The organism is Kitasatospora sp. NPDC036993 (genome assembly GCF_055607525.1).
Genome location: NZ_JBVJRP010000018.1, coordinates 51,345 through 68,216, shown reverse-complemented (window position 1 = coordinate 68,216; position 16,872 = coordinate 51,345). Strand labels below are relative to the sequence as shown.

Annotated in this window: 11 protein-coding genes and 2 pseudogenes; 11 read left to right on the top strand and 2 right to left on the bottom strand. The window is 72.2% G+C overall.

What is annotated here, in order from left to right; all coding sequences use genetic code 11:
- Positions 1 to 159: 159 nt before the first annotated feature.
- The 8 genes and pseudogenes from ACZ7C5_RS30820 to ACZ7C5_RS30785 all read left to right on the top strand — a co-directional run bounded on the left by ACZ7C5_RS30820 (position 160) and on the right by ACZ7C5_RS30785 (position 11,539).
- Positions 160 to 2,094, top strand: a complete 1,935-nt coding sequence (locus ACZ7C5_RS30820; RefSeq protein WP_470323920.1) for an eCIS core domain-containing protein — start codon at positions 160 to 162, stop codon at positions 2,092 to 2,094.
- A 607-nt stretch (positions 2,095 to 2,701) separates the two neighbouring features.
- Positions 2,702 to 5,644, top strand: a complete 2,943-nt coding sequence (locus tag ACZ7C5_RS30815) for a chymotrypsin family serine protease (RefSeq protein WP_470323919.1) — start codon at positions 2,702 to 2,704, stop codon at positions 5,642 to 5,644.
- Between the two features lie 555 nt (positions 5,645 to 6,199).
- Complete coding sequence (locus ACZ7C5_RS30810) at positions 6,200 to 7,333, top strand: hypothetical protein (protein ID WP_401092239.1); 1,134 nt, start codon at positions 6,200 to 6,202, stop codon at positions 7,331 to 7,333.
- Positions 7,334 to 7,716: 383 nt separating this feature from the next.
- Complete coding sequence (locus ACZ7C5_RS30805) at positions 7,717 to 8,814, top strand: serine hydrolase domain-containing protein (RefSeq protein WP_401092238.1); 1,098 nt, start codon at positions 7,717 to 7,719, stop codon at positions 8,812 to 8,814.
- Complete coding sequence (locus ACZ7C5_RS30800; protein ID WP_401092237.1) at positions 8,811 to 9,587, top strand: MerR family transcriptional regulator; 777 nt, start codon at positions 8,811 to 8,813, stop codon at positions 9,585 to 9,587. The genes ACZ7C5_RS30805 and ACZ7C5_RS30800 overlap by 4 nt, the downstream gene beginning before the upstream one ends.
- A 114-nt stretch (positions 9,588 to 9,701) precedes the next feature.
- Positions 9,702 to 10,031, top strand: a pseudogene (locus tag ACZ7C5_RS30795) (MMPL family transporter); the annotation flags it as partial.
- A pseudogene (locus ACZ7C5_RS30790) lies at positions 10,021 to 10,881 on the top strand (sensor histidine kinase); the annotation flags it as partial. The pseudogenes ACZ7C5_RS30795 and ACZ7C5_RS30790, both read left to right, overlap by 11 nt.
- A gap of 4 nt (positions 10,882 to 10,885) precedes the next feature.
- Positions 10,886 to 11,539: a response regulator gene (locus ACZ7C5_RS30785; protein WP_470323918.1), complete on the top strand. Its 654-nt coding sequence runs from the start codon at positions 10,886 to 10,888 to the stop codon at positions 11,537 to 11,539.
- A 69-nt stretch (positions 11,540 to 11,608) separates the two neighbouring features.
- Here the strand turns inward: ACZ7C5_RS30785 and ACZ7C5_RS30780 are convergent, their stop codons facing one another.
- Positions 11,609 to 12,799, bottom strand: a complete 1,191-nt coding sequence (locus ACZ7C5_RS30780) for an alpha/beta hydrolase family protein (protein WP_470323917.1) — start codon at positions 12,797 to 12,799, stop codon at positions 11,609 to 11,611.
- Between the two features lie 167 nt (positions 12,800 to 12,966).
- On the opposite strand from ACZ7C5_RS30780, the gene ACZ7C5_RS30775 reads away from it, so the two are divergent.
- Both ACZ7C5_RS30775 and ACZ7C5_RS30770 read left to right on the top strand, forming a co-directional pair.
- On the top strand, positions 12,967 to 14,106 hold the full coding sequence (locus ACZ7C5_RS30775; RefSeq protein ID WP_470323916.1) for a sensor histidine kinase: 1,140 nt from the start codon (positions 12,967 to 12,969) through the stop codon (positions 14,104 to 14,106).
- Positions 14,103 to 14,846, top strand: coding sequence for a response regulator (locus ACZ7C5_RS30770; protein ID WP_401092233.1), 744 nt, complete (start codon positions 14,103 to 14,105; stop codon positions 14,844 to 14,846). Before ACZ7C5_RS30775 ends, ACZ7C5_RS30770 begins: the two co-directional genes overlap by 4 nt.
- Before the next feature lie 308 nt (positions 14,847 to 15,154).
- Here ACZ7C5_RS30770 and ACZ7C5_RS30765 read toward each other — a convergent pair whose 3' ends face one another.
- Complete coding sequence (locus tag ACZ7C5_RS30765) at positions 15,155 to 15,412, bottom strand: DUF5302 domain-containing protein (RefSeq protein ID WP_470323915.1); 258 nt, start codon at positions 15,410 to 15,412, stop codon at positions 15,155 to 15,157.
- A 342-nt stretch (positions 15,413 to 15,754) separates the two neighbouring features.
- On the opposite strand from ACZ7C5_RS30765, the gene ACZ7C5_RS30760 reads away from it, so the two are divergent.
- Positions 15,755 to 16,600, top strand: a complete 846-nt coding sequence (locus tag ACZ7C5_RS30760; RefSeq protein ID WP_401092231.1) for a hypothetical protein — start codon at positions 15,755 to 15,757, stop codon at positions 16,598 to 16,600.
- Positions 16,601 to 16,872 lie beyond the last annotated feature (272 nt).

Below are 16,872 nucleotides of genomic sequence, written 5' to 3'. Positions count from 1 at the left end.
AAAGAGTCAGCGGACCGGAGGCGGCTTCGCGCGCAGGCCGGCGGAGCGGGTGCGCGGGACGACCGGGCTGCCCTCCCCTCTGCCCTCCCGGCCCTACCGTCCGGCCGGGCGGCGCGCTAGAAGTGGGTCGCCCACACGCGTCCGGTGAAGGAGTCCGTCATGCGAGCACACGACCCCGACCACCAGGACGCGCGCACCAGGACGCGCGCACCGGCCGCCCGCAGGACCGACAACGTCCCCCGCGAACAGGCCCCCGCGTCGCTCCCCAGCGGGCTGCTCGCCCTGCAGCGCAGTGCCGGCAACGCCGCGGTCGTGCGGATGCTCCGCCGCACCGGACACGTCCCACCGGCCGTGCAACGCCACGAACACGACGCCGGCTGCGGCCACCTCACCCACCAGCGGGCCGGTGCCGGTCCCGGGGCCGCGGTGCGGCGTTCGGCCGTGCCGGACGTCCTGCGCTCCGCGGGCCGCCCCCTCGACGACACCACCCGCACCGACATGGAGAACCGCTTCGGCGCCGACTTCACCGACGTCCGCATCCACGACGGCCCCGCCGCCCGGCGCTCCGCCACCGAAGTCGGCGCCCGCGCCTACACCTCCGGCAGCCATGTGGTGATCGGCGAGGGCGGAGGCGACACGCACACCCTGGCCCACGAGCTCACCCACGTCATCCAGCAGCGCCGGGGCCCGGTCGCCGGCACCGACAACGGTTCCGGCCTGAGGGTGTCCGACCCCTCCGACCGCTTCGAACGCGAAGCCGAGGCGAACGCGCGCCGGGTCATGGCCGGGCCCTCCCTCGCCCCCGAGGCCGCGGGAGCGTCGTACCGAGCCTCGTCCTCTTCGGCCGGGGCCGGGGCCGGGACGACGGCGGTACAGCGCTATGCGACCGTGGACGCGGAGATCGGTGACTTCTCGAAAGCCCGCATATCCGAAAGCGGGAAATACGTCCTGCTCGGCATGGAAGGGGACAACTGGTCCAATGTGATATGGGTCAGGGAGGATGCCACGGAAATCCCGAAGGGCTGCCGTCGGAGCAACGCCCCGTCCATAAGTTACGGCGGAAGCCAGTACCTTGAATACGTGCCGGACGGACTCTTCCTGGCGGACTGCGCCCACACCGCCGAAGAGGTCATGCACGGGAGGTCCCTGAAGTACGCGGAAACCGAACAGGAGGCGGCCGAGGCACCGGTCGTCAGCAAGTTCCGCGGCATCACCGGCGGCGCCGGCGAGGACCTGCTCTTCGGCGAGGGGAACGAGGAGAACATCGGCGCGGCGAAGAAGTACGCCGGCCGGCGGGAAGGGACGGGGCAGGGCCCGAACCACCAGGAGAGCCCGGAAGTCGGCCAGGCGTTCGTCACCGTGGAGACGTCACTGGACGAGGAGGGGAATCCGAACAACGCCTCCGGATGGCCGTTCCACGTGGCGGCGGTGGTGGCCGTGGACGGCGGTGACCGCATCACTCTCGAGCAGACCGCCAGTGAACGCGACGCAAAACCCGGCGACGGCCGCCAGGGAATATTCGACATGTACGGCGTCGGCAACAAGACGACCAGTTTCCATGCCCGCGGCAGAAAGGGCAACAACTTCTCGAACAAGGCGATCACCGCTGTCATCGCCGGACGCGAGGGGATCGATCTTCCTCTTGACGAAAGAATCCGCACGCTCGAGGCGGCGGCGGGGACCGACCACGGCGTGGCGGACGAGCTGATCAAGGAAGCCGAGGAAGAGAAATCCCCGGAGGGCCTGGAGAGCGCCTGGGGAGCCAAGAGGGATGCGTGGGAGTCCACGGAGAGGGTCTGGCAGGAAAGGGCCAAGAACTGGCAGATCCTCGGTGCGAACCTGACGGGCGACCAGAAGAAGGAGGCCGAACAGGAGGCTTCCCGGTGCAAGGACAGAGCCGCGGTGGCCCAGGAGATGGGCGAGCTCATCGGCGCCGCACTCGAAAGGATCGAGAGCGGTGAAAAGTATTCGACATGCGTCAAGGGAGTGAAATCCAAGGACCGCGGCAAGAAGGCCAGGGAAGCCATGGAGGAATCCCTGGTGCCGCAGTCCCGCCGTGACGGGCCGTCCGACATGGAGATCGACGACCAGTGAGCGTGGGCGGGATACGGCTGTTCGGCATCACCGCGAAGACCGCCGTGCGCCACGCCGGCGCCGCCCACCCGGAGTGCGCCGCGACGCTGCCCGAGTAGCCGGCCAGGCCGTCGGCCAGGGGTCAGCGGGGGCCGTCACCTTCGCCGCGGAACCGTTCTCGGGCAGGAGCCGGGCGCGGCCCGCGCGTAGAGCCATGGACCGCCGTGTTCGAGCGGTCGGCCCGCAGGGCGTCCCGCCGGCCCTGCGAAGCCCGCTCCGGTTTCGCCGGACGACTGAACTCGCCCGGGCGCCCCGGCCGTAGAGCCGGATGGCGTGGGCGGCGCTACCCCGGCGCCCGCGTCTCAGGCACGACCGAGTCCTCGAAAAACGACCGACTTGACCACCAGTCGGACCCCGACGCCCGTCAGGACGCCCTCACCGCGCTCTCCGGGCCGTCCGGGACGGTGAATCGGCATCCGAACAATCGGTTCCATTCCATAGGAGTAAAAGAACTTTGTCCTCTCGTCGCATCCATTCATCGCGGCACGGCAGACCACGGCTCTTCCTGGCCTGTGTCGCCCTCGCCACGTCAATGCTCGGGGTCGCAGCCGCACCAGGTGTCGAACCGGTGACGAACTCACTCGGCAGCCCCGTTCCGTTCATGTCCTGGGATCAGGTACTCAACCTCCAGGACCGGATGAACGAGACCGCCTACGCGCTGCAGAAGTCACCGGGCCAGAGTGCCGATCAGGGCGTCGGAGGGGTCGACGCCTCACCGGACAAGCGGCACCTGACCGTCTACTGGCGCGGCCCCGTGACCCCTCAGGCCAGAGCGATCATCGCCACCGGGCGGGTCGCGGTCGAGGTCAAGCCGGCCGCCCACACCGAGGGCCAGCTGGCGGAGGCCGCCGCGCGGGTGAGGAACCTGGCCCAGCAGGCGGGGATCGGGCTCGAGCACGTCAAGCGTGAGACGGACGCCAGTGCGCTGTCCGTGCCGGTGATCGGTACCGACGCGGACGCTCGGCGACTGCGCGAAGCCGTCGCCGGCCTGGGTGTGGCGGTGCACGTGACATCCGACGGACAGTCCTCGATCGCGCTGGCCGACCCCGGGGCCTATCCCGATCGTGAGAACGACCCGAGTGCCGCCGGTGCGCAGATGATCCGTCCGATCTGCAGCACCGGATTCACCGGAAAGATCAACGCGTCGCCGGTCATGTTCACCGCCGACCACTGCTTCGTCCCCGGCGGGAAGCAGGACCGCCGGCCCAGCAGCGATCCCTACGGGCCCGCGTTCGGCGAGCGCGTGACCCCCCGATACTCGGACCCCTACGGTGTGCCCTACGACATCGCGGCAGTGAGGCCGTTCCCCGGGACCGCGTTCGAGCCGAAGATGTGGACCGGCCCGGGGCTCAAGGGCGAGCCGGGAACCACTCAGAAGACCTGGGTCAGCAGTGCGAAACTGCCGCAGAGCGGCAACTACGTCTGCAACGGCGGATCCCGGTCCGGTACGACCTGCAACATCCGTGTCACCGGCTACCTCGACAGCTACTCCGCGACCGTGCCGGCCTCGGAGACCAGCGACGGGGTCATCACCTACAAGAGCGGGACGTACAGCAGCGGTTGGCAGAGCAAGAAGGTCCCGACCCTTCTGGACCGGGATCCGTGGGCGGGCATCACGGGTGACAGCGGCGGGCCGGTCGTGCTCGCCGACCCCAACGACAACGGGTCACCCGGACAGTACGTGACGGCCGTGGGAATCGTCTCCTCGGGAGGAAGCCGCGGTTCCCAACTCTGCACGACGAGTCTGACGGCCCAGTGCACCACCTCGATGACCTTCGTCCGTATGGACACGGTACTGAGGACCCTGGGCGCCACCATCACGGTCGGCACGCCCTGGGGCACTCGCGACATCGGCCCCGGCGACATGGAGCTGCTGCCCGCCACCAAGGTGCCCCAGGAGCTCTACGACAGGGTGACCGTCAGGGCCGAGAACGGCGCCGTCCTGGGCTCCGTCCCGCAGGGGCGGGCCATAGGCACCGATCCAGGCCGGCCGGGCACGGTGTGGAACCTCCAACTGGCCCTGGACACTTCGGGAACCACACACTCCCTGATCGACGAGACGTACCACCGAAGGCTCAAGTTCAACAACGGGGATCACAGCTTCAACTTCGTGCACATCCCCAGCGCCGACCCCAACAAGTCCCCGGTGATCATCAGGAACGGGCCTTTGAACGCCTGTCTCAAGGTCTCGGAAGGCTTCCGCTGGTTCGGCTCCGGCCAGATGCTGGTGAGCGGTGTGGCCACCCAGGAACCCTGCAACCAGGACGATCCCGGCCAGCGGTTCACCCTGATACCGCAGGGAACGGGGCTGTCGGACGAATACGTCGAGGCCACCGGGGACATCTCCCTGCCCGAGGACGTGCCGGGTGCCCCCGACGCGTCGCTGGGCGCGGCGGCGTCGTTCCTGGCCAAGACCCACGACCGGTACGCGGCCTCGGGGCTGGGCGTGCCGCAGAGCTACACCGGCGGGCACTTCGCCCCCGGCGCGGAGTTCGGGCCGGACGGCTACCAGTCGTCCTTCACCTACGACAACTCCGTCATGATCGCCGCACTGCTCCAGCGCAAGAACCGCGACGTCGCCAGGGCGACCCGGCTGGGCGACAGCCTGCTCTACGCCCAGGCGCACGACAAGGTGCCCGACGGCCGCATCCGCGCCTCCTACCTCCCCAACCCCTTCGTCACCGCCGACGGCACCCCTTACGTGGGCGGGTTCTCCGTCTACACCGGCAACATGGCCTGGGCCGGCATGGCGTTCTCCCGCCTGTACAAGGAGACCGGCGAACAGCGCTTCCGCGAGGGCGCGTTGAAGGCCGCGGAGTGGATCCAGACCAACGCCGCCGACAGCCGGGGCCTGGGCGGGTACACCGGGGGCTGGGTGGACACCGGCGGCACGGGGGACGCGATGGTGCGCCGGGAGTGGAAGGCGACCGAACACAACATCGACGTCGGCGCGTTCTTCGCCATGCTCGCGCAGGTCACCGGTGACCAGACCTGGAAGTCCCGCTCGGACAACGCGTTCGCGTTCGTGCGCGGCATGCAGGCCGACGACGGCCGGCTGTGGACCGGCACCGGGACCGACGGCGTCACCCAGAACCGGGACAGCGTCCCCGAGGACGTCCAGACCTGGAGCTACCTCGCCACCCTGGACCCGTCCTTCTCCCGCTCGGTGGACTGGGCAGCCGAGCACCTCGCCGCCACCGACGGGCCCTACCGCGGGGTGAGCTTCGCCAAGGCCGACACCGGCAAGGTCTGGCTGGAGGGCACCGCCCACCTGCTGGCCGCCTACCACGCCCGCGGCGCGGCCGGCGACCGGGACAAGGCCGCCGTCCTCCAGGACACCCTGACCAGGATCCAGGCCGAGGCGCCCAACGGCGACGGGCAGGGCATCGTGGCAGCCTCCAGCGACGGACTCGCCACCGGAGAAGGCGACATCTACTACGCCTCCCTCCACACCGGCGCCACCGCCTGGTACCTGCTGGCCGGCCAGGGCGGGAACCCGTTCCGCCTCTAGCACCTCGCGCGGCCCGTACACGACCGGCGGCCCGCGCCCTCGGCGGTCGGCCCGGGGTAGGAGCCAACCGCCGGGCGGGACCCGGGTCAATGCCCCGGACACCGCCCTGATGAGATCCCGCCAAACCGCCGCCCCCGGTACGAACGGTTCCGCCCGGCGGACCCGGAACGGCCGTTTCCGGCCACGGCGCGGACGGGACGTGAGGGTACCGTGGGGCCGGCGGTGCCGGTGCGGCGGCGGGCGGGACGGCCGGGGCGCGACGCGTCCGGAGGGGCGTCCTCCGGACGCCCGGGGAAGGGCCGGCAACGGCCCGGCCCGCGCCCGCCGCAGGCCTGTGCGGCGCGCCCGGAGCGCCCCTACGATGTGAGCCCCGTCGGGCCTGACCCCCGACCCCGCCCCTGCCGGCCGACACCGGGCGGCACCGGTCCCCTCCCTGACGGACCGGTCGCCCCGCCGGCCGCCGCGTGCCCGGCTCACCCCGGGCACGAGCGCAGCAGCAGGGCGGGCACCACCGCGCAGGCCGCCCGTGACCACCCACACCCGAGGGGTACGCCCATGCACGCCGGCACCGACGTTCCACCGGTCAGACCCGTCCCCGCGGACCGCGCGTTCCGCGCCGTCCGCGCCCTGCCGCTCGTCCTCGCCGTGCTGGCCGCCCTCGTGGGCGTCGGCCTCCCGGCCACCGGCCCGGCGTACGCCGCCGTCCCCGACCGCTGGGGCTTCGCCTACCTCGACAACCCGACGCCGTCGCCGGGATACGTCCCCGACACCACCCGCCAGTGGGGCAGCTGGCCCTCGCCGGCCTCCAACCCGGTGAAGGTCGACAAGGTCGGCACCGGCTCCTACGTCGTGCACTTCCCGCTGATCGCGGGTCCCGGCGGCATCGCGCACGTCACCGCCGTCGCCCGCACCGGCTCCTGGTGCCAGGTCAGGGGCTGGGCCACCGCGGGCTCCGGCCAGGACGTCGCCGTCGGCTGCTACCGCACGGGCGGGGCGCCCGAGGACAACCGCTTCACCGTCCTCTACACCACCAGCAGCGGAGTGCCGTCCCCGGCCGTCGGCGGCTACGGCTACGTCTTCGCCAACCCGACCGGACCGGTGGCCGCCCAGTACAACTCGACCGGTGGCACCAACGCCGTCGGCTCCGGCGGCACCGGCGTCTGGAAGGTCTGGCTGCCGGGCCTGGGCCAGTCCACCCCGGCCGGCAACCTGGAGGTCACCGCCGTCGACGCGGTCAACGGCGCGCGTTGCAAGGTCGCCGACTGGTCGCCGTCCCCGACCGGCCAGACCGTCATCGTCAACTGCTACAACGCGGGCAACGTCCTGTACGACACCCGCTGGACGCTGAGCTACTCGGAGAAGCGGGCCGTGCACGGGCCGGCCCTGCCGCCCAAGTCCTACGGCTACCTGTGGTTCAACGGCGGGGTGCCCGCCGCGACCAGCTTCAACTCCTCCGGCGCGGCCAACACGCTCGCCGGCTCCGTCCCCTACACCGTCAACCTGCCGAACATCGCCGTGCCCCCGGACACCGCGCAGGTGACGGCCTTCGGCCCGGGTCCGGACCACTGCACCCTGGCCGCCCCGTGGAACCGCAGCGCCGGCACGGTGAACCTGTACCCGATCTGCTTCAACGCCTCCGGTTCGCCGCTCCCGTCCCGCTTCTTCACCGCGTACACCTCGGCGTCCTGACCCGCCGGCGGCCGGGCCCGGGGCGCACCACCGCCCCGGGCCCGCGCCCGCCCCGTCCCCGCCGCCGAGGTGGTCCCCGGCTTCGCGGACGAACTCGTCGGCCGCATGGCCGACTCCGAGGAACTCGCGGCCGCCCGCGAGGCCCTGGCGGGAACGCGAGGTCTTCGCGCTGTGCGTCCGGTCCGGGCTCGGCTACGCCGAAGCGGCGACCACCCTCGGCGTGTGCTGCACGCGATCTCCGGTCGTGACGCAAGCGTTATGTCCTGCGGCAGGCCTCCGCTGTGGTCCAGGCCACAGTTGAGGTTGACCCTGGGTCAGGGTGGAGGCTCGGCACATCGGCAGGACGCCGGGACCGACACGGCGACACGAAGGAGCGAGCCACCATGCACACTGCTGTTTCCGGCCAGGAGCAGGACCGTCCGGAGCTGCGGAAGGCGATCGAGGAACTGGTCGAGGCCGGTTTCACCGGGATCCAACTACGGGTGAACGACGAGCGGGGCGAGTGGGTCGGCAGCGCCGGCGCGCGCGAGCTGGGCGGGAGCACCAGGCCGCTGACCGACGCTCACTTCCGCATCGGCAGCACCACCAAGAACTTCGTCGCCACCTCGGTGCTCATGCTGGTGGCCGAGGGCAGGATCGGGCTGGACGCCCCGGTCGCCGACTACCTGCCGGAGTTCGGGCCGGACCGGCGGATCACGGTCCGGATGCTGCTGCAGCACACCAGCGGGATCTTCAACCACACCGGCGAGCTCTACGAGGACGGGACGATCGTGCCCGGGGTGCCCTGGCGGGGCAAGGAGTGGGTGGACGCCCGCTTCAGGACCTACCGGCCCGAAGAGCTGGTGCGGCTGTCGTTGTCCAGGCCGGCGCGGTTCGCGCCGGGTGCGGGCTGGAGCTACGCGAACACCAACTACGTGCTGGCCCGGCTGGTGGTCGAGAAGGTCACCGGTCGTTCGTTCGCCGAGGAGTTGCGGCGGCTGATCCTCGGGCCGCTGGAGATGACCGGCACCGTGGCGCCGGGCACCTCGCCGGAGATCCCCGAGCCGCACAACCACGGCTACTACCGCTACGAGGACGCCGGGCAGCAGCGGACCGTCGACGTCACCCGCCAGAACCCGTCCTGGGTGGGGGCCGGCGGCGACATGATCTCGACCACCAAGGATCTCCACACGTACTTCTCCGCACTGATGGGAGGCAAGCTCCTGCCGGCCGCCCTGCTGACCGAGATGCGCACACCGGAACCGACGGCCGGCTACGGCCTGGGGGTGTTCGCCCAGGAGACGGACGGCGGCACCGTCTTCCACCACCACGGCGCCGTCATGGGCTCGGCGGCGCTGATGTACGGCACGGCCGACGGTGCCAGGACGCTGACCGCCGGGCTGACCTGGGTGGACGACGCCGGCATGGCCGTGGCACCGGCCTTCCGGAGTGCCCAGCAGCGCTTCCTCGACGAGGTGTTCTGCGGCAGGCTGGGCGGATGAGGAACGGGGTCACGATCGGGCAGGCGGCGGCGTTCGTCGGCGTCACGGTGAAGACGGTGCGGCACTATCACAAGCTCGGCCTGGTCGCGGAGCCGGAACGCGACAGCTCCGGCTACCGGCGGTACGGATCCGGCGAGTTGTTGCGGCTGGTACAGGTGCGGACGCTGGCCGCCGCGGGTGTGCCACTGGCCGAGGTCGGCCCCATGCTCGGTGCCGGCGCCGAGCAGTTCGGCGCCGCACTCGCCGACGTCGGGCGGCAACTCACCCGGCGCATCGACGAGTTGACCGCCCGCCGCGACACGCTGCACCGGCTCGCCGACGGCGACCGGGCCCTGCTGCCCGACCGCGCCTGCGCGATCCTGGACCGGATGCCCGGTCTCGGCTTCGGCCCCGACTACGTGGCCGCACAACGCGAGGCACTGGTGCTGGCCAGGGCGCTGGTCCCGGAGGGCTTCGACGGCTTCCTGACCCGACTCGAACACGGACTGGACGACCCCGAGCACGTCGACCTGATCAAGCGCGGCCGGGAGGCGGAGACCTGGGAGCCGGACGACCCGAGAATCGAAGAACTCGCGACCGCCATGGCCGAGCGCTACCTCGCCGACCCCGCGTTGCAGGGAGACCGTGCCGGCCTGCGGGCATGGTCCAGGGCTTCCGCCCAGTACAAGCTGATCAACAACCACCGTGGGGACCAGGCACCGGTCGCGGCCCGGCTGACCGCGCTCACCGAGGCCAAGCTCCGGGCCGCGGGCGTACCGATCCCGCACCGCTGACGGAACGTCCTGCCGTACCGCCCCGCAGGGCCGTCCTGTCCACCGAACGGTGGACCCGAGGTTCAACCGGCCGGGCGTGTCGGGCTCCGCCCCCGGCCGACCAGGATCTCGGGTATGAGCCAACTCCCTGTCCGGATAGCCCGATGGAGCGCCCGGCACGCGTGGCGCGCGATCGCCGGCTGGTTCGCGTTCGTCATCCTGTGCCTCGGTGCCGGCGTCACGGTCGGCTCCCACGAAGCCACGACCGAGGACTACCGGGTCGGTGAGGCGGGGCGGGCCGAGGCGATCGCGACCGCGGGCGGCCTGTAGCAGCGGCCGACCGAGCAGATCATCATCCACGCCAGGTCCGGACCGCTGGACACGGCCGCCGCCGCCTCGGCCGCGCGGGAACTCACCGAGCGGATGCGGAAGCTTCCCGAGGTGGACAGCGTGGAGCCCGCGGTACTCGATCGCGTTCAGCGGCGCCGCCGCCGCGGCCACCGTCGCCGGCATCGTCCGCCATCAGAGCCGGCACGTGGAGGACTTCTCCACCGGCAACATCGTCTTCACCCTCATCGGCTACACGGTGAGCGTGCTGCTCGGACTGGGGGTGGTCCGAATCGTCGAGCAGAGCGACGAGCGCGCCCGCCGCCTGGCCGGCGAGCTGGAGAGCGCCCAACGGCGCCTGGCCGAGGCGCACAGGCTCCAGGGCGCCACGGAGGAGCGCGAGCGGCTCGCACGGGAGATCCACGACACCCTCGCCCAGGGCTTCGCATCCATCATCGTGCTGGCGGAGGCGGCCCGCTCCGGCCTCGACACGGACCCGGGCAGGAGCGCCCGGCAACTGCTCTCGATCGAGAACACCGCACGCGAGAACTTCGCCGAGGCGCGGGTACTCGTCGGCTCCGCCCCGCAGAGCGGTCCCGCCCTCGGCTCGGTCGCGGGGGCCCTGCGCCGGACCCTGGACCGGTTCACCGAGGACACGGGGCTCACCGTCACCGCGGACCTGCCGGACGTCGAGTGCGACCAGCCGGCCCGGATCGCGCTCCTGCGCTGCACCCAGGAGTCCCTGGCCAACGTCCGCAAGCACGCGGCCGCCTCCGCGGTGGAGATCGTCCTCACCGCGTCCGCGTACGGCGTCGAACTGGAGATAACCGACGACGGCAGGGGCTTCGTGGTCGAGGAATCCGCCGGCTTCGGGCTCAACGGCATGCGCAACCGCCTCGCCGAAATCGGCGGCGAACTCACCGTCACCAGTTCCCCCGGCGACGGCACCCGCGTCCTCGCCGTGATTCCCGCGAACAGTCAGGTGTGACGACATGACAGTCCGAACGGAACCGGAAAGCCTGCGCATCATCGTGGTCGACGACCACACGGTCATGCGCGCCGGGGTCGTCGCCCTGCTGGCTTCGGAACCCGCCATCGACATCGTCGGGGAGGGCGGCGACGGCCGCGCGGCCGTCGAACTCGTCGGGCTCCTGAAGCCCGATGTGGCACTGATCGATCTGCGGATGCCGGTCCTCGACGGGGCGAGTGCCACCGCCGAGATCGTCGCCCGCCACCCGGGGACCCGGGTGCTGATCCTCACCACGTACGACACCGACGCGGAGATCGAGCGCGCGGTCGAGGCCGGCGCGATCGGCTACCTGCTCAAGGACACCACGCGTGACCAGCTCGTCGATGCCATCCGGTCCGCGTCCCGCGGCGAGACCGTCCTGGCCCCGAGGGTCGCGGAGCGGCTGGTCGCGCGCATGCGGCAGCCCGCTCCGGTGGCTCTGACCACGCGGGAGGCGGACGTACTGAGCGCGGTCGCCGACGGGTTGTCCAACGCGGAGATCGGCCGGCGGCTGGTCATCGCGGAGGCCACGGTGAAGACCCATCTGCCGCGGGTCTTCGCCAAGCTCGACGTCAGGGACCGCACCCACGCGGTGGTCGTAGCCCTCGAACGCGGGCTGCTGAACAGGCGTCACTGACGTCGGCGCCGGCCGGAGGCGCCGCGTTCGGTGGACCCGCCGGTCTTCCCGAGCCCGGCGCCGAGGCGTTCACCGGGCGTAGTCGACCTCGGGGAAGTCGGGGGAGGGACCGTCGAGCAGCCGCCCCCGGTCGCGGAGGTGGAGGTCGAAGAAGGCCCGCGGGTAGGCGCGTTGGAACGCCTGTGCCCGGTGGCCGGGAATCGTCCCGACCTCGTCCTCCAGATCGGGCGCCGACATGCCCAGGAGAGGGGCGATCAGCGGCAGGATCAGCGCATCGTCGCCGAACGACTCGTGCGCGGCTCCCCGTACGGTCAGATGCAGGCGCCAGCCGCGCAGATGCGACCAGAACGCGCGCAGGGCGGGGTTGCTCTCCATGCCGCCCTTGCCCGGGGTGTCCACGACCAGGAACGGACGGTCGAGCCCGGCGTCCACCACCGGGCCCGCCGCGCCCCCGTCCAGGCTCGCTCCCGCGGTGATCCGCCCGTCGGTGAGCATCGTCGCGGCGGTGGTGGCGCCGCCCAGGGAGTGGCCGAGCATCCCGACACGCCGCAGGTCGAGCGCCCCGCGCAGGCCCGTGGGCAGCGGGGTGCGGCAGACGCCGGGGTGGCCACCCGACTGGAGGACGGCGAGCCGGTCCAGGACGAAGCGGATGTCGGCGGTACGGACCGCGAGGGCCTTGGCGTAGTCGCTGATCCTGCCCAGCGGATTCGTCTCGACGCGTCCACCGGGGAACTCGACGGCGGCGGCGTCGTAGGTGTGGTCGACGGTGACCACCAGGAAGCCGTGACCGGCGAGGTCTTCCACGACGCCGGTGCCGAACGACCGTGACGCGTTGGCGCCGGGGGAGTAGAGCACGACCGGCAGGAGGCCCGGTGGGCCGCCGACGGGAGCGCCCTCGTGGCCGTGGGTGTCTCCCAGTTGTACCCGGCCGGGAGGCAGGCCGAGCAGGCTCAGGTACCGGTCGGCCGCCGCCGCAGGCATCCAGGGAACAGTGGGGCGGGCCGCGCCGCCGCGGGCGGGGTACCAGATGCTGATCATCAGCTCACGGCAGGGGCGGGAGGGCACCCAGGGGTCCGGCCGCGCGGTGTCGGCCAGGTGCAGCGCGACCGTACCCACCGGGTACGGCCCGTTCGGGGCGGGCAACCGGAACCGCACGGGTTCGTCCTGCCCCGGGAGCGCGACGGCCGGCGGCGCGAGCGGACCCAGGGCCGTGGCGGCGGCCAGTGCGGCGCACGAGGACAGCAGTGTTCTCCGATTCATGCGTTCCACTGTTCCGTCCGACGGGCTCGACGGCTTCGCCCCCGGGGAGGAACCCGGTGTCAGCCCAGGAGGGTACGAGGGGCATCAGCCACGCGGATGACTCAGCCCGTGAGATGACGTCCTCGGGGCTGACAGGCTCCGGGCCCCGCTTGGATAGCGTGGCCGGCATGGACGATGGGGAGCCACGGCCGCTGGTGGCCGGACGTCTGCGGGACGGACAGTGGCACGGCGTGGACGCGGTCGCGGCCGTGCTCCTCGCCCTGGCGTTCGGCGCGAGCGAGACGCACAGCGGTGGCTGGCTCGCGGGAGCCGTGGCGGCGGTGGTCTGGCTGCCGGTCGCGGTACGGCGCAGACGGCCCGTCCGGGTTCTGTACACGGTCCTGGCCGGGGCGGTCCTCGCCATGGCGTTCACCGGATGGGAGGAGTCCTGGGTCCCCGTCGGGGCCGCCCTGTACACGGTGGCGGCGCGGGAGCCGCGGCGCCGGTCCGCGACGGCGCTCGGCTGCTCGCTGGGCGCCGTCGCGGCGGCCATGGCCCTCGCGCCGCGAGCGGTCCCGGCCTCCGGGGTCGCGGGGGGTGTCGTCTTCGCGTCGTTGATGATGACCCTGCCCTGGCTGGTGGGCACCGCGCTGAGAGAGCAGCGGTCGTACGCGGAACTCGCCGCCCGACAGGCCGTGACGGACGAGCGCCTGCGGATCGCCCGCGAGCTCCACGACGTGGTGGCCCATCATCTGACGGTCATCGCGGTACGGGCCGAGGTGGCCCGTGCGGTGGCCTCCACCAACCCGCAGGAGGCCGAGCGCACCCTCGCACTGGTCGGGACCGCGGGCCGGACGGCGCTCACCGAGATGCGCCGCATGCTCGGCGTTCTGCGGTCGCCCGGTGACGGAGCCGAGTCGGGGCCCGCCCCCGGTCTGGCGGACCTGCCCGCGCTCGCGGCCGGCGCGGGCCCGCGCGTGGAGCTGTCCGTCGACCCGGAGCCACCGCTGCCCCCGGGCGTGGAACTGGCGGTCTACCGGATCGTTCAGGAAGCCCTCACCAACGTCGTCAGGCACGCGGGATCGGCCAACTGCCGGGTGAACCTGTCCCGGACGGGTCCCGAGGCGGTCGAGATCGAGGTCGTCAACGACGCGCCGTCCCGGCTCCCGTCGCGGCTCCCGTCCCGGCGTCCTGGCGGCGGGCACGGACTCGTCGGGATGCGGGAGCGAGCGGCCATGTGCGGCGGGACCCTCTCCGCCGGCCCGCTGGCGACGGGCGGGTTCCGGGTGCATGCGCGGCTGCCCTGCGGACCGGAGACGGCACGGTGAACCGGCCGGTCCGGGTCCTCATCGCCGACAACCAGGCGCTGTTGCGGGCGGGCTTCCGCCTGCTCATCGAGAGCGTGCCGGACCTCACCGTCGCGGGCGAGGCCGCCGGCGGCGAGCAGGCCGTCGAACTCGCCCTGCGGCTGCGGCCCGACGTCGTGCTGATGGACATCCGGATGCCGGGCATGGACGGTCTGGAGGCCACCCGGCGCATCTGCGCGGATCCGGACGCCGTCGGCACCCGCGTGCTGGTCCTGACCACGTTCGACCTGGACGAGTACGTGTACGCGGCACTGCGCGGCGGAGCCAGCGGATTCCTCCTGAAGGACATCCTCCCCGCCGACCTGCTGACAGCCCTGCGGGTGGTCGCCTCCGGCGACGCCCTGCTCGCGCCCGCGGTCACCCGCCGCCTGATCCGGGAGTTCGCCGGACGCCACGAGCAGAGCCCGCGACTCACCCGGGAGCCGGCGGGCGTGACCCCACGGGAACGGGAAGTCCTCCGCCTGGTGGCCCGGGGACTGCCCAACCACGCGATCGCCGAGCACCTGGGGCTGAGCATCGCGACCGTCAAGACACACGTCCGGCGGCTGCTGGCCAAGCTCCACGCCCACGACCGGGCCCAGATGGTCGTCATCGCCTACGAGACGGGCATGGTCATCCCCGGCGGAAACCTCCCGTCCACAGGCCCACAGCCCACCGGCCGTGACGACAGCCCCGAAGGGGACCCGCCCGGCGGTGCGTAGACCCCGCGCACGGTCTCCGCTCCTCCGACGACCGCGACGTACCGGACGGGGCGGACGGGGCGGACGGGGCGGCATCCGGGTGCGGCTCACCGACCACCAAGCCGGAGCCCGTGTCACCCGACGCGCGGCCCGCACCACCCCCGCACCGCCGGGCTGTGGCCGCCCACCGGAGGTGGCAGCGTCACCACCACCGCTCCTGGCACCGCAGCCACCGGGCAACGGCGGAACCGGAACCCGTCCGCCCCGTCCGCCCGCCCGCGGCCGCCCGCCCCGCCGAGGCCCGGCCGCCTCGTTGCGCACCGGTGCGGTCAGCCGCCGCTCTTGCGGCGGAAGTTGCGCTTACCCCCTGCCGCGGCGTGCGCGCCGTGGATCTTCGAATCGCCGTTCGGACCGCCGGCCGTGCCCCCGCCCTTGGCGCCGTGCTTGCGCTCCAGCGCGGCGAGGAACCGGGCCTTGACGTCGCCCTGAGCGGCCGCCGCGGGAGCCTCGACGGCCGGGCCGGCCTCCGGCCCCTCGGGGTTCTCGGGGTTCTCGGGGTTCTCGGGTGACGCTACGTCGCTGCTCATGCAGGACCTCCTGGTGGGATGGGGCTGATGCCTTCACGGGACACCATGTCATGTCCCAGAACCGGCCCGGCCTACCAGTGCGTCCCGAGAGCTTTCAGCTGCCGACCCCGGTCGCCATCGGCGGCGAACTTCCGGCAGTCGCTGCTCGACATCGCTGAGCGTCGGCGGCCGACGGGGCAGGCCCGCGACGAGCAGCGTGCTGAGTCACAGCAGGTGAGCGGGGTGGGGCAGGCGTCGAGAAGTGGCTTCGGCTGCCGGGTGCACAATTGACGCGGCGTTCGTGATCAAGTGGTGGTTGAGAGCGGTGCCGAGGTGCTTGCTTCGGACGGCTGGGGTGGGAACGTGGAACGGCAGCAGTACGTGGAGAGATGCTCGGAGCTCTTCGCCGTGGGTGGCTATGAGGCTGTGAGAGCCGCGGCACAGGCGGGGCTCAAGGAGTGCGGACCCGACCCGGTCCTCTTCCGCTGGCTCGGACAGGCACATGCCGCGGAAGACGAGGACGACCATGATCGCGAGGCTGAGGCCGCATATCGTGACGGCCTCGCGCTGGCAGCGGACGATCTCGGACTCCTGGTGTCGTACCTGGAGCTGTGCCTTCGCTCGGACTCTTTCGAGTACCCGGGGCGGGCGCGCCGTGTTGTGGCTCTGCGGGAAAGGATCGAAGAGCTGGCCCCGCCCGGGTCGGCCGAGCGCGAGCGGGTCGATGATGCGACGGGCTGGGCCGGACGGGGCTACTGGGACGACCTGAACGTCGCCGCTGTTCAAGGGCGGGCTCAGCAGGCGGCCAAAGCGGAGCAGAGCGTGCTGGTGACCGACGCGCTACGGCGAGCCGCTCGTGGCGAGTCCGGCGAGGACACGGGTGAAGACCTCCGGGCCGCTGAACTCGCCGCGGCGGTCGAGCTGTTGCAGGGGGCCCGGAACGCACCGCTACGCCTGCTTCTCGCGCACCGGGTCGAAGCGTACGTGCTGACGTTCGTGGCGTCGTTCGGCACGAACAAGGCGCTGGTGTGGAGTGGAGTGCTGGACTTCAGCCTGTGGGGCTGGTTGTTCTGGGCTCCCGTGTTCGTCGCCGAAGCCAAGCTCCGCCAAGCAAGGAAGCTGGGACAGGAACGCGTGATCGCTCGCATACAGGCGCGCCATGACGAGATGCACCTGCCCCAGAGCCCGCCCGAGGACAAGCGTCTGTGAGCGCCCGAGTCGGCGGCTGCCGCCGACTCAGGGACTCAGTCGGCCCCTGGGGCCGGGCCGGACCGGCCACCGCCCTGCGCGAGGCCGCGTGCGGGGGCCAGGAGGCGACGGCGGCGGTCGCGGGCAGGGTGCGCAGCAGCAGGGTGTCGCGGGCCTCGCGGCGGGGCCGGTGGAGACGGCGACCTCCCTGCCGGCGAGCTTGTCCTCGACGAGCGGTGCCCGGAGTCCGTAGGTGCTCGGCGGCCTGGAGGGCCGGGCATCTCTCCGGAGGC